The organism is Paenibacillus macerans (assembly GCF_050565405.1).
GTDB lineage: Bacteria > Bacillota > Bacilli > Paenibacillales > Paenibacillaceae > Fontibacillus > Fontibacillus macerans_B.
Genome location: NZ_JBNYYG010000054.1, coordinates 23,566 through 36,865, shown reverse-complemented (window position 1 = coordinate 36,865; position 13,300 = coordinate 23,566). Strand labels below are relative to the sequence as shown.

The 13,300-nt window shown below is 56.3% G+C and carries 11 protein-coding genes; 2 read left to right on the top strand and 9 right to left on the bottom strand.

Features of this window, described 5'->3' with window-relative positions:
* The coding region (locus ACQ4N8_RS22775) for an HNH endonuclease (RefSeq protein WP_430706634.1) at positions 1 to 328 on the top strand (328 nt) is incomplete at its 5' end.
* Between the two features lie 3 nt (positions 329 to 331).
* On the opposite strand, the gene ACQ4N8_RS22770 is transcribed toward ACQ4N8_RS22775, so the two are convergent.
* From ACQ4N8_RS22770 to ACQ4N8_RS22730, 9 genes are all read right to left on the bottom strand, one after another.
* Positions 332 to 2,491 (bottom strand): HelD family protein, encoded by a 2,160-nt coding sequence (locus ACQ4N8_RS22770; RefSeq protein ID WP_430706632.1) that lies wholly within the window; start codon positions 2,489 to 2,491, stop codon positions 332 to 334.
* Between the two features lie 206 nt (positions 2,492 to 2,697).
* On the bottom strand, positions 2,698 to 3,024 hold the full coding sequence (locus ACQ4N8_RS22765) for a YdeI/OmpD-associated family protein (protein WP_430706640.1): 327 nt from the start codon (positions 3,022 to 3,024) through the stop codon (positions 2,698 to 2,700).
* 67 nt (positions 3,025 to 3,091) lie between these two features.
* Positions 3,092 to 3,844, bottom strand: a complete 753-nt coding sequence (locus tag ACQ4N8_RS22760) for a tRNA threonylcarbamoyladenosine dehydratase (RefSeq protein WP_430706631.1) — start codon at positions 3,842 to 3,844, stop codon at positions 3,092 to 3,094.
* Between the two features lie 157 nt (positions 3,845 to 4,001).
* On the bottom strand, positions 4,002 to 5,780 hold the full coding sequence (gene aspS / locus ACQ4N8_RS22755) for an aspartate--tRNA ligase (RefSeq protein ID WP_430706630.1): 1,779 nt from the start codon (positions 5,778 to 5,780) through the stop codon (positions 4,002 to 4,004).
* Positions 5,781 to 5,991: 211 nt separating this feature from the next.
* Positions 5,992 to 7,236, bottom strand: coding sequence for a histidine--tRNA ligase (gene hisS, locus ACQ4N8_RS22750; RefSeq protein WP_430706629.1), 1,245 nt, complete (start codon positions 7,234 to 7,236; stop codon positions 5,992 to 5,994).
* A gap of 734 nt (positions 7,237 to 7,970) precedes the next feature.
* A complete protein-coding gene (locus ACQ4N8_RS22745) occupies positions 7,971 to 8,438 on the bottom strand; it encodes a hypothetical protein (protein WP_430706628.1) in 468 nt (155 codons plus the stop codon).
* 170 nt (positions 8,439 to 8,608) lie between these two features.
* Positions 8,609 to 8,776: a hypothetical protein gene (locus ACQ4N8_RS22740; protein ID WP_430706627.1), complete on the bottom strand. Its 168-nt coding sequence runs from the start codon at positions 8,774 to 8,776 to the stop codon at positions 8,609 to 8,611.
* Between the two features lie 83 nt (positions 8,777 to 8,859).
* On the bottom strand, positions 8,860 to 9,312 hold the full coding sequence (dtd, locus tag ACQ4N8_RS22735) for a D-aminoacyl-tRNA deacylase (RefSeq protein WP_430706626.1): 453 nt from the start codon (positions 9,310 to 9,312) through the stop codon (positions 8,860 to 8,862).
* Positions 9,313 to 9,336: 24 nt separating this feature from the next.
* A complete protein-coding gene (locus ACQ4N8_RS22730) occupies positions 9,337 to 11,517 on the bottom strand; it encodes a RelA/SpoT family protein (RefSeq protein WP_430706625.1) in 2,181 nt (726 codons plus the stop codon).
* 315 nt (positions 11,518 to 11,832) lie between these two features.
* Between ACQ4N8_RS22730 and uraA the strand changes: the two genes are divergently transcribed.
* Positions 11,833 to 13,122 carry a uracil permease gene (uraA, locus tag ACQ4N8_RS22725; protein ID WP_430706624.1) on the top strand — a complete coding sequence of 430 codons (1,290 nt, stop codon included), beginning with the start codon at positions 11,833 to 11,835 and terminating at the stop codon, positions 13,120 to 13,122.
* Positions 13,123 to 13,300 lie beyond the last annotated feature (178 nt).

Here is a 13,300-nt window from a genome sequence, read left to right as displayed (position 1 = left end):
ATCGGTCAATACCTCGAGGCGGTCAATGCCGGCCACGGTACAAAAGCGGCTTTGGGCAAAAGGCAGGTCGACGGAAATCGTCAACCCGTTTACGATCCGCCGTCTGTACACCAACAAAGCCTTCCGCCGGTATATCCTGAACCGCGATAAGTACACCTGCTTTTTTTGCGGCGAATACGGCGATACGATCGACCATTTGCTGCCCAAGGCCAAAGGCGGCCACACCACGCCGGTCAACTGCGTCTGCGCCTGCAATCTGTGCAATCAAAGCAAGGCGGACCGGTGGCTGGAGGATTTCATCGATGACGACTTCGCATCACGAATATAGCCGCTAGACCTCCAAACTCATCTTGGCGGCATACTCCGAGGTTTCCCCAGCCACGTATGCGGGCAGCTCGGCGCCATGCAGCAGCCACAGCTCGTGCAGGGCCCGGGTGCAGCCGACGTACAGCAGCTTGGCGTCGCCCGGCCCGTAATGGCTTCGATCGACGTCCGTCACGATGACCGCGTCGAATTCCAGCCCTTTCGATAAATACGCGGGCAGCACCGACACGCCGCCGGCGTACTGTCTAAGATCGCCGTTGATCAGATTGGCGTTGATCCCGTCGCTCGTCAGGGCGGCATGCAGCCCCTCCGCCTCCCGCATCGTCCGGGTCAACACCGCCGCTGTGCGGAACGATCCGGACAACGCGCCATCCAGCACTTGCCGAACCATGGCCAGACGCCGCTCGGGGGCAGTCGCCAGCAGCCGCACCGGCTCCCCGCTGCGGAACACCGGGACGGCGAGCAGATCGGCGCCGACGCCGCGCTCCAGGATCTCGTTGGCGAACTGAATGATTTCCATCGTAGAGCGGTAGCTTCGCGTCAACGCAAAATAAGCCGTCTCTTCCGCCTGGAACAAGCTGCTCATTTCCTCCCAGCTGCGCACCCCTTTGTAGTAATGGATGCCTTGCGACAAGTCCCCCAGAATCGTAAACGAATGGCCTTTCACGAAGCGGTCCAGCACATGCACCTGAAACGGGGTAAAATCCTGCGCCTCGTCGATTACCACATGGTCGAACGTCAAATTGCCGTTGATTTCATGGATTAAGGTGTACAGATACAAAAGCGCGGCCAAATCCTCTTCTTTGACGACGTTTTTCTTCAGCCGCGCCTGCGTTTCCTTCATGATGCCCCGCGGAATCCGGTCCGCGACATCCGCAAGTCCTTCCGGTCCGCCACCTTTGCGAATGCCGAACATCTCCCGGTACAGGCTGAGCGGCGTCAGCTCCGGCCATTTCTTGGCATAGCTTTTCTCCCGCTGTTGGGCCTTCTTCTTCCGGTCCTTGAGCGCGGCGGCCGACGGCGCTTTCTTCAGCTCCATTTCGATCCAGCGATGAATGCGCGCCAGCACCCGTTCCTTGCGTCTCGCGACCGGATAATGGCGGTACTCCCCTTCAAACCAGCCGATGATTTCCCTGCGCGGCAGCCGCGCTCCCTCCCAAGGCTCAAAATCGCCTTCGGGTACGCAGCCCGACTCGAGGTTCGCCACCGCGGCGTCGATGATCGCCTTGAACGCCATCGATCCCTTGAACCTTCCGGGCAGCTCGGTATCCTCCGGATCCTCCTGCTTCCTCGCCCCTCCGTCAAACCAGCGGGACAAAGCTTCCGAGCCATCGGCCGCAACCTCATCCAGCTCCAGTACCTGCGCCGCCCAATCGCTGAACGTGCTCTGCTGAATATCCCCCACCCCGAGCTCGGGCAGCACCTCGGAAATATAATCGATAAACATATGGTTCGGCGCAAAAATAACCATCCGCTCCGCGCTGATCTGCTCCTTGTACTGATACAGCAAAAAAGCCAGCCGATGCAGCGCCACGGTCGTTTTTCCGCTGCCGGCTACGCCCTGGATGATCAGCGCGGTATTCCTGGCCGCCCGAATGATTTGGTCCTGCTCGGCCTGAATCGTCGAAACGATATCCCGCAGGCGGTTATCCTTGTTCTCCCCCAGCCGGTACACGAGAAATTCGTCCGAGACCGCCGGGCCGTCGCCGTCGCGATTGTACGTGTCCACAACCCGGTCCAGGATGCCTTTGCGGATCACGATATTCCGCTTTAAGTAGACCAGTCCTTCGATCAACCCTTCGGGGGCGGTGTAAGCCGCGTCATCCCCGCCGGTAAACGAATAAAACAGGCTGGCCACCGGCGCGCGCCAATCGATGACGATCGGTTCTTTGCCATCGGGATCGCCTACGCCCACCTTGCCGATATAGAGCGGAGTTTTGCTTCTGCCTCGCTCCTCAAAATCAAGCCGGCCAAAATACGGTTCACGGGACGACTGTTCAAGCTGCTTTCGCTGATTCTCCCGGTTCTCTTCGAGCAGTTGCTCGGTAAAATCCTGCCCCGTATAGACCGGGATCCCGCGCAAACGCTGCAGCTGCCTGTCGACCTCTTCCAGGGTGCGGTCCAGCCGCGCCTTCTCTTCTTGATAGGCACTTTGAAAATCGTCCACTTTCAGTTACCTCCTAAGGTTAGTGTACTCCGCATTTCATTGTCGGCCGCCTCCATGCCTTGCTGTCCGCCAGTCCGGAGTCAAAAGGAGTTCCATTATATCACTATCGGCGGCGAAAAGGCGAATTTTCTCAAAAAGACAGACGCAGATCCGATAGCGATAGTACCATCAAACCTGCGTCCTGCTTCCCTCACTATTCGATTTCGTTATGCCTTGTCCGACGGGCGCTTAAGACCGTGCTTCAGCTTCTCCACCGTTTCAACTACCCGGTTTTGCCGCGTTTCCGCCCGTTTGGCGCCCGTGATCCACTCGATATACGCTTTCCGGTGGGAAGGAGCCAACTCGCTAAAATACGCCGCCGCCTGCGGATCCGCCCCCAACGCAGCGGCAAGATCCTCCGGCGTTTCGACAGGCCGGGCCGGCTCCCGCTTGGCTTTGGCGGCTCCCGTTCCTATCGCGTGACGCGTCGAAGTCGGGCTCAGCTTGACCAACTCGGCCCGCCGAAAACGCATAGCCGACCATACCGCATCCACCGATACCAAAGCGATGCCGTCATTCCTTCTTTCGCGGGCAAACGAAGCTTCTTGGCCAGCTCCGCATTCATACGCGCACGCCTCCGCGTTCCAGCAGCTCGCGCACGGCCACGCTGACCATAATCAAGCCGACCACCGGCGGCACAAACGAATTGCTTGCCGGCGGCTGCTTCGCCTTGCGGATTTTGGCTCCGGCCGGAGCAATTTTCTCCGTTACGTCCGCACGGGGTCTCACCGGCGGCTCCGTCGAGAAGACGACCTTAACGCCCTTCTTGATCCCGTCCTCCCGCAGTTTTTGCCGGATGACCCGCGCCATCGGGTCCATATGGGTCTTCGAAATGTCGGTGACCTGGAATTTCGTCGGGTCCATTTTATTGGCCGCGCCCATGCTCGACAAGATCGGTATTTTACGTTTGAGGCATTCCTTGATCAGATGAATTTTGTAGATGATCGTGTCCGATGCGTCAAGCACGTAATCGATATCGTATTTAAACAGCTCTTCATAGGTCTCTTCCGTATAGAACATGTTCAGCGCGATCGTTTCGCACTCCGGATTGATGAGCTTGACCCGCTCGCACATCAGGTCGGCCTTCTTCTGGCCGATCGTTGTCGTCAGGGCATGGATTTGGCGGTTGATATTGGTAATATCGACCACGTCTTTATCGATCAGGATAATGCGTCCGATCCCGGTTCTGGCGAGCCCTTCGACCGCCATAGCTCCCACGCCGCCGATGCCTAGCACGGCCACCGTACTCTTTTTCAAAATATCGAGGCCTTCGGCTCCGACGGCAAGCTCTGTCCGTGAAAATTGATGAAGCATGGTAGATTGTACCTCCCGATAGGTTGACATCTTATATATGATAGGACATGAATGGTCCCGGAAGCAAGTCTTGGCCCTCTATCCCCTTCCGCCAAAAGAAGAGACTCCCAAGGATGAGAGCCTCTTCCGGACAGTACTGGCAAAATCGCCGCTTCTGTTATTTCTTCGCTTCCGCCAGCTTGGGCGCCAGTTTGATGTGCAGCTGCTCAAGCTGCGGCGCATCGACTTCGGACGGCGCGTTCATCAGCAGATCGGTGGCGCTGGCCGTTTTCGGGAAAGCGATCGTCTCGCGCAGATTCGAGCGGCCGGCGAGCAGCATCACCAGGCGGTCGAAGCCGAAAGCGATCCCGCCGTGCGGCGGCGTGCCGTATTCGAACGCATCCAGCAGGTAGCCGAATTTGTCCTGGGCTTCCTCGGGAGAAAGACCGATCGTTTTGAACATCATCTCCTGTACGTCGCGTTTGTAGATCCGCATCGAACCGCCGCCGACCTCGTAGCCGTTCAGCACCAGGTCGTAAGCTTGGGCCAGGATTTGGCCCGGGGCGGTTTCGAACAGCGGGAGATCCTCCTCGCGCGGACGGGTGAACGGATGATGCTCGGCGACATAGCGTTTTTGCTCTTCATCCCAGCCCAGCAGCGGGAAGTCCACAACCCAGGCGAATTTGTACACGCTGTCGTCGATCAGGCCGAGCTGACGGCCGATTTTTAGGCGCAGCGCGCCGAGCACGTCGGCCACGACCTTCTTGTTATCGGCGGAGAACAGCAGCAGGTCGCCTTCTTCGGCTCCGGTGCGTTCCTTGATCGCTTCGATCTCTGGTTCGGTAAAGAATTTCACGATCGGGCCGCGGAATTCGCCCTCCTTCACTTGGATCCAGGCAAGGCCCTTCGCCCCGTAACGGGCGGCGAACGGCCCGAGATCGTCGATGTCCTTCCGGCTCCAGGTGCCGCAGCCCTTGGCGTTCAGCACTTTGACTTCTCCGCCTTTTTCGATGACGGAAGCGAATACCTTGACGCCGCTGCCGGCAACCAGGTCGCTCACGTTCACCAGCTCCAGGCCGAAGCGCAGGTCCGGTTTGTCCGAGCCGTATTTGCCGATCGCATCGGCATAGCTAAGGCGCTGGAACGGCGTTTCGATGGCGATCCCTTTGGTTTCCTTGAAGAGGCGCACGACCAGCTTCTCCATCATGTCCAGCAGCTCGTCGCGCGACAGGAACGACGTTTCGATGTCGACCTGGGTAAATTCCGGTTGACGGTCGGCGCGCAGGTCTTCGTCGCGGAAGCAGCGGGCGATTTGATAGTAGCGTTCGACCCCGCTGACCATCAGCAGCTGCTTATACAGCTGCGGCGATTGCGGGAGGGCGAAAAATTCGCCCGGATGCACGCGGCTTGGTACGAGGTAGTCGCGCGCGCCTTCCGGCGAGCTTTTGGTCAGGATCGGCGTTTCCACTTCGATGAAGCCTTCGCCGTCGAGGAAGTCGCGGAATACCTTGGCGGCTTTGGAGCGCAGCCATAACGTTTGCTGCATTTCCGGACGGCGCAGATCAAGGTAGCGGTATTTCAACCGCAGCGATTCGTCGACTTCGATGCCGTCTTCAATGAAAAACGGCGGCGTTTTGGCGGCGTTCAGCACTTCGATTTCCGTAATCTGCACTTCGATTTGGCCGGTCGGCAGGTTCGGGTTCACCGTTTCGGCATCGCGCGCAACTACTTTGCCGCTGACCGCCAGCACGTATTCGCTGCGTACCTTGTCGGCGATTTGCAAGGCTTCTCCGGAATAAGCCGGATTAAAGACGATTTGCACGATGCCGCTGCGGTCGCGCAGGTCGATGAACAATACGCCCCCCAGGTCGCGCCGCGTTTGCACCCAGCCGTTTAATGTGACGGTTTCTCCAATGTTCACGGTGCTCAGCGCCCCGCAATGATGCGTTCGTTTCATAGTAGCTCTCCTTTTAGCAGTAGTTTAAAAAGTCATCTTTTGATCACGAAGCAGGATCTAGAAGCAGATTCGACATCGAATCTTGAATTCAACCGGGCCTTCCGTTGCTCACGTAGGCTTACCTACGCTCCGCTACTGACGTCCCTAGTTTCATCCAACCTTCTCGGTGCTGAAAAGCTGACTCTTTAAACTTGCATTTTATTTTTCAAGTTTAGTGCAGCTCATTAACCAATTCGCTTAATTTCACGGTGCGTTGCTCACCGTTCTCCATCGATTTCAGGGCGATTTCGCCGCGCTCTAGCTCGTCGTCGCCCAGAATCGCCGTATACCGTGCCTGCATCCGGTCGGCCGACTTCATCTGCGCCTTCATCTTGCGGCCCAAATAATCGCGTTCGGCGGAGAAGCCCGCTTGCCGCAATTTGAATAGCTGCGTCGTAATTTCCTTGTCGGCCGCGTCGCCAAGAGCCACCAGGTATACGTCCAGCGGCTTGGCTTCCCCGAGGCCGATCTCCTGCTTCTCCAGGATCAGCGCGATCCGTTCAAGGCCGAGCGCCATGCCGATCCCCGGCTGATCCGGACCGCCCACCTCGGCTACCAGCCCATTGTAGCGGCCGCCGCCACCGATCGTATCGATCGCGCCGATGCCTTGGGCCTTATATTCAAACGCGGTATGCGTGTAATAATCAAGTCCGCGGACCAGCCGAGGATTGATCACGTATTCGACTTCCATCGCGGTCAGCAGCTCCTGCACCCGGGCAAAATGCACGGTGCATTCCTCATCCAGGCTATCGAGGATCGACGGCGCTCCGTTGAACTTGTCCTGATCGGTTTTGCAGTCCAGCACGCGCAGCGGGTTGCGTTCCATACGCGCCTGGCAGTCCTTGCACAAGCTGTCCTTCATCGGCAGGAGAAATCCCAGCAGCCTTTCGCGGTAGGCCGCGCGGCTGGCTGGATTGCCGACGGAGTTGATCTCCACCTTGACCCCTTGCAATCCAAGCTCGCGGCAATATTGGTAACCCAGCGCCACCACTTCCGCGTCGATCGCCGGATCCGTGGCCCCGAACGCCTCCACCCCGAATTGGTGAAACTGGCGTTGACGGCCGGCCTGCGGGCGTTCGTAGCGAAACATCGGACCGATATAATACAGTTTGCCGACGTCCGGTTCGCCGTAAAGCTTGTTCTCCACGTAGGAACGAACGACGCCGGCGGTTCCTTCCGGACGCAGCGTCATGCTGCGCTCGCCTTTATCGAGGAACGTGTACATCTCCTTCTCGACGATATCCGTCGTTTCCCCGACACCGCGCTCAAACAGCGAGGTCTGCTCAAAGATCGGCGTGCGAATTTCCCGGTAGTTGAAGCGCCGGCACAAATCCCGGGCCTTCTCTTCGATGAACTGCCATTTCTCTACGGTACCCGGCAACAAATCCTGCGTACCGGTTGGTTTTTGAAAAGCCATTTCCCTCATCCTCCATCCCTATTTCTCTGCAAAAATAAAAAACTCCCCTCCCTGTTTGATTCAAACAGGGACGAGAGACTGGATTTCCATATCACCCGTGGTGCCACCCACATTCCGAACCCGCCCCCCCGAGGCTATCCATGCAGCCAAGCTGCATTCGTTCCGAGGATCGGCATTCGCTTCAAGCGGTTATCGCCCGCCTACGCCGTTCGTCTACTTTCACGTTGCCGAATTAAATCCGGTACATGATTTCGCCGCCGGTTCTCGGGGAAGTCTTTCGTTCAATCATCACCGGAATCCTTCCAGCCTGCTTCGGGTAAACGTTACGGATGTTTCATTCCGTCGCGCAGTCGCGCGTTTCCCAAAGTCGGGGATTCCTCTCTGCGGATGTGGGGTTGACCTACTTTGTCCCGTCATCGAATCACTATTAGAAGTTGTTCAAAAAGTCATCTTTTGATCACGAAGCCATTCTAGAAGAGGACTCGACATCGAATCTTGAATTCAGCCGGGCCTTCACTATAACACAAACTGTTATTTCCTGATTGTAAGAAACCACCGCGCTAAAGTCAAGCCTGCAGCATGAAAAAATGTCCTTACAAAGAAAAAAACCTGACACCAACGGGGTGCAGGTTCAAAGGCAATATATTAAAAAGGGGGTCATGCTGTTATTATAAACAAGCAATGTTAAGGGTTCATGAATCTAATATTACAGTTATATTACAACGAGGCGCACCTTACTGAACCGGGATATAAGCGCCTTGTTCGCGCAATTTTTGCACAACGTGCTCATAATCGCTGTCCTTGACCCGGGCGCTAAGCACGTATTTCCCGCCTTCCGGCGCGTCTCCGGTATCGATGGGTTCCGACGTCGATTCCATCGGCCGCTCCCCGGAAACGGCCTCGCTGCGCTCGCCGTTCAACGCGTCATCGGCGTTCCGGTCCCCCAGGGCCATGACCGGCAGTACGCTTTGCGCGCCGCGCGCCGTCCCCGGCAGCGGGACCACCCCCGGACTATTCGATCCGGCCGCGCTAATCATTCCGTTGTTCACCGGCAATAACGGCACCTGGATCCGGTCATCCACGCCCAATTCGTTGACCGTATGCCCCGCTTCCACCTGTTCGACCTCGAACGGAAGCAAGCTTAACCGTGCTCCTTCCACCTGATCCTCCGTGTTGAAATAAGCCTGAATATGTTTCGTCATGCCGATCGCTCCTTGTCTCTTTAGTTTCATCAAACCGAATAAACCGAAGTCCCTTCGCTTGTTATTGCCCGAAACGGAGGAGTTTATGATTTTGCAGGTTTTCCCGACCGAAATCCCTACAGCACCGCTGGCTCAAACAAAAAAAGAGCCCCCGTGGCTCTTTGCGGAATTCAGCTTCCGTGACGCGGAAGCCATTCGGCGGAAGGCTTGACCTCCCGCGGGATCAGCTCGAACTGTTCCGGAGCGGACAGACGGGCCAGCATCCGGGCTTCGGTACGGCATCCCGCCGGCATAAGCGGGATGATCTGCCAATCTCTCGTTTTCGCGGATTGACGCATGGGCATAGCTCCTTCGGATGGGATGATCTCTAGGTTATCCCAAAACCGCGGTGCTTATCCTTTGAAAAAGGGATGGGGTCGGTCTACGCTCCGCTCCCCGGGCTGTCCACGATCAGCGTGACCGGCCCCCAGTTGATCAACTCCACGTCCATCTCGGCGCCGAACACGCCAGTTTCCACCTTCAGTCCTTTGTCGCGGAGCAGCTCGTTCAACCGCTCGTACAGCGGCTCGGCCGTTTCCGGTCGGGCGGCGGCCATAAAATTCGGACGCTTGCCCTTCCGGCAGTCGCCATATAACGTAAACTGGGATACGGACAAAATCGCCCCGCCGATCTCCGTCACGTCCAGATTCATTTTGCCCGCCTCGTCTTCGAAAATCCGCAAACCGGCGATCTTCTCCGCCAAATAAGCGGCATCCCGCTCGGTGTCCTCATGCGTGACGCCGACCAAAAGCATCAAGCCCTGGCCGATGGATCCTACCGTCTTGCCCGATACGTTCACGCGCGCCTCGCGGCAACGCTGCACTACCACTCTCATCGTCGTTCGATTCCTTCCTATCCGTCACTGCATGATCCGGTGCACCGTATAAACGTCCTTCACCCGCTTGATTTTCTCCACGACGGATTGGAGATGATCGGTGTTGCGGATCAAAATCGTCATATGCACCAAAGCCATTTTATTCTTATCCGAGCGGCCCGAAACCGCCGAAATATTCGTTTTGCTTTCCGACACGGCCTGCAGCACTTCGTTCAGGAAATTGCGGCGGTCGTGGCCGGTAATTTCAATATCGACGCTGTAATTCGCCTCGATCGCGGTTTCCCACTCGACGTCGATGACGCGCGCCGCTTCTTCCCCGTCGTTCCCCGCCGGAATGTTCGGACAGTCGCTGCGATGTACCGATACGCCGCGTCCGCGGGTAATGTACCCGACGATTTCGTCCCCCGGAACCGGGTTGCAGCATCTTGCGAACCGGACGAGCAAATTGTCGATGCCTTTGACGACGACGCCGTTAGTCGGACGGTGCCGGCGCTCTTCCGGCGCCGCCTTGACCTCTTTCACCTCGGAGGTCAATTCGATATGTCCCGCCGCTTCTTCCTGCTCCTTGCGCAGCTTCTCCGTCAGCCTCGTCACGACCTGCGACGCCGTAATGCCGCCGAATCCGATCGCCGACAGCATATCGTCGATGTCGTTGAAGGCGTATTTCTTCGCGGCTTCCAGCAGCTTGTCGTCGGACATCCACTGCGAAGGCTCGATGCCGGCGCGCTTCAGCTCGCGCTCGATCGCTTCGCGGCCTTTCTCGACGTTCTCCTCGCGTTTTTCCTTCTTGAACCATTGCTTGATTTTGCTGCGGGCGTGAGAGGACTGGGCAATTTTAAGCCAATCCTGGCTGGGTCCGTACGAATGCTTGGAGGTTAATATCTCCACGATATCGCCTGTTTTTAGCCGGTGATCCAAAGGAACGATTCGTCCATTCACCTTGGCGCCGATCGTACGGTTGCCGACTTCGGTATGAATCCGGTAGGCAAAGTCCAGCGGCACGGACCCGGCCGGCAGCTCGATGACTTCACCGGACGGCGTAAATACGAATACGAGGTCGGAGAAGAAGTCCATTTTCAGCGATTCCACGAATTCCGAGGCATCCTTCGCCTCATGCTGCAGCTCGAGGATTTCGCTGAAGAACGTAATCTTATTTTCCAGCCCCCCCGTGTCGGTGCCTTCCTTGTAAGCCCAATGCGCCGCGATTCCGTATTCCGCGGTCCGGTGCATTTCCCAGGTGCGGATCTGCACCTCCGTCGGCTCGCCGTTAGGCCCTACGACGGTGGTATGCAGCGATTGATACATGTTCGCCTTCGGCATGGCGATGTAATCTTTGAAACGCCCCGGCATCGGTTTCCATAACGTATGGATGATCCCCAGGGTCGCATAGCAATCCTTGATATTGTCGACGATGATCCGAATTGCCAGCAGGTCGTAGATTTCGTTGAACTGCTTGTTTTTCATCGTCATCTTCTTGTAGACGCTGTAGATATGTTTGGGACGGCCGGACAAATCCGCCTGCACGCCCATTTCATCCAGCTTCTCGGCGATGCGGTCAATGACGTTCTTGATGTATTCCTCGCGTTCGGCCCGTTTCTTCCGCATTAAATTGGCAATCCGGTAATATTGCTGCGGATTCAAGTAACGAATCGCAATATCTTCCATTTCCCACTTGATCGCGGAAATCCCCAGCCGATTCGCAATCGGGCTAAAAATTTCCAGCGTTTCGTAAGCGATCCGGCGCTGGCTTTCCTCCGACTGGTATTTGAGCGTTCGCATATTGTGCAGCCGGTCGGCCAGCTTGATCACGATGACGCGGATATCCTGCGCCATGGCAATGAACATTTTGCGGTAGTTTTCGTTCTGCTGCTCCTCTTTGGATTGGAATTTGATCCGTTCCAGCTTGGTCAGCCCGTCGACGAGCAGGGCGCAATCGCCGCCGAAATGTTCCTGTATCTCCTTCAAGGACACCGTAGTGTCTTCGACCACATCATGAAGCAGGGCCGCAATGACCGACAGCGCATCCATTTGCATGTTTACCACGATGTCCGCTACGGCGAGGGGATGAAGAATATAAGGCTCTCCGGATTTGCGGACCTGTCCGTGATGGGCTTGATCCGCAAACTCGTACGCTTCCCGAATGCGCAGAAGATCCGGTTCCTTTATATAGGCAGACGCCTTTTCGAGTAATTGCTCTATGCCCATTGAGATCCCTTTCGATTCCTTTCTATATGAAAATATACTGTAAAAACGCATACAAGAGCATAATTCGCCTTATTTTGATTTCCTATAATTATGACTCTTGCGTTCATTCCCGTCAACTCTTGGAGTTCTCCCCGCTTCGCGCCAAATTTAGCCGTTTGTCCGCCTTGCTTTTTCCGTATGTCAAACTGCTGCTCTGGAGATCATGTTAACTAAAATGACACAAGTCAAGGATTTTTCTGTTGAAAAATGTCGGCAATGTATTTAATCTATTAAGGATAGTTATCTTATGAACGTTAAATTAGAGGAGTGACCGCGTTGCAACGTGAAATTCAAGTTAACGAAAAAGTGCCTTTCGGGCCTGGCGTGCTCTTAAGCCTGCAGCATTTGTTCGCCATGTTCGGAAGCACCGTGCTGGTTCCCAATATCTTTGGGGTCGACCCCGGCATGATCCTGCTGATGAACGGCATCGGCACCTTGCTTTACATCCTGATCTGCAAAGGCAAAATCCCCGCTTACCTCGGCTCCAGCTTCGCCTTCATCTCGCCGGTCACCATGGTGTTGACGAACAATCCCGGCAATGGCTATGCGCTTGCGCTCGGCGCGTTTATCGTCACCGGGATCATCTTCGTTCTCATCGCCTTGTTGATCAAATATGCGGGCACGAAGTGGATCGACGTCGTCTTCCCTCCGGCAGCCATGGGGGCTATCGTGGCGTTGATCGGCCTTGAACTGATTCCGGTAGCGGCCGGGATGGCCGGCTGGATCAACAGCAATCCGACCGAAGCCTGGTCGCCTAACGGAACTCAAATTACGTTGTCGCTGGTAACGCTTGGCGTTACGATGCTGGGCGCCGTCCTGTTCCGCGGCTTCCCGAAAATCATTCACATCCTGATCGGGATCGTCGTCGGTTATGTGTTGGCGTTTGCCATGGGCGAGGTAGACACGGCGGCCATCGCCAGCGCCAAATGGTTTTCGCTGCCGACGGTCACGACGCCGCAGTGGAGCTGGTCCGCCATCATCACGATCACTCCGGTTGCGCTGGTGGTCATCGTCGAGCATATCGGCCATCTGCTCGTAACAAGCAATATCGTGGGCAAGGACTTGTCCAAGGACCCGGGATTGCACCGTTCGCTGATGGGCAACGGGATCTCCACCATTTTGTCCGGCTTTGTGGGCTCGACGCCCAATACGACCTACGGGGAGAATATCGGGGTTATGGCGCTGACGCGCGTCTATTCCGTGTTCGTGATCGGAGGCGCAGCCATCTTTGCGATCTTGCTCTCCTTCTCCGGTAAGTTTTCCGCGTTGATCGCCTTTATCCCGCCTCCCGTCATGGGCGGTGTATCCCTGCTCCTGTTCGGCGTTATCGCCGCTTCGGGCCTGCGGATCTTCGTGGAGCAGAAGGTTGACTTCTCCAAGCCGACGAATATGCTATTGACGACCGTCGTGCTTGTGGTCGGCCTCAGCGGCGCGAAGCTGACGATGGGCGATGTCGAATTGAAAGGGATGGCGCTAGCTACGATCGTCGGCATTTTGATCAGCTTGTTGTTCAAATTGATCCAGGTGCTTGGCTTGAACAACGACAAAGAAGAAGCGGCCCATTAAGGCATATACTTCCCGTTAAATGACCTGTCCCTAAGCGCTTGTCGGTCTTTGGCGTGGAGAAGAAGGTAAGGGGAATTTCACAAGAAATGTAAGAAAAACGACCGCTAATCACGGTCGTTTTTCTTGTGTCACAGCAGTCCTTGCCTCTATCTATACACATACGTTCGTTGGTCAGTTC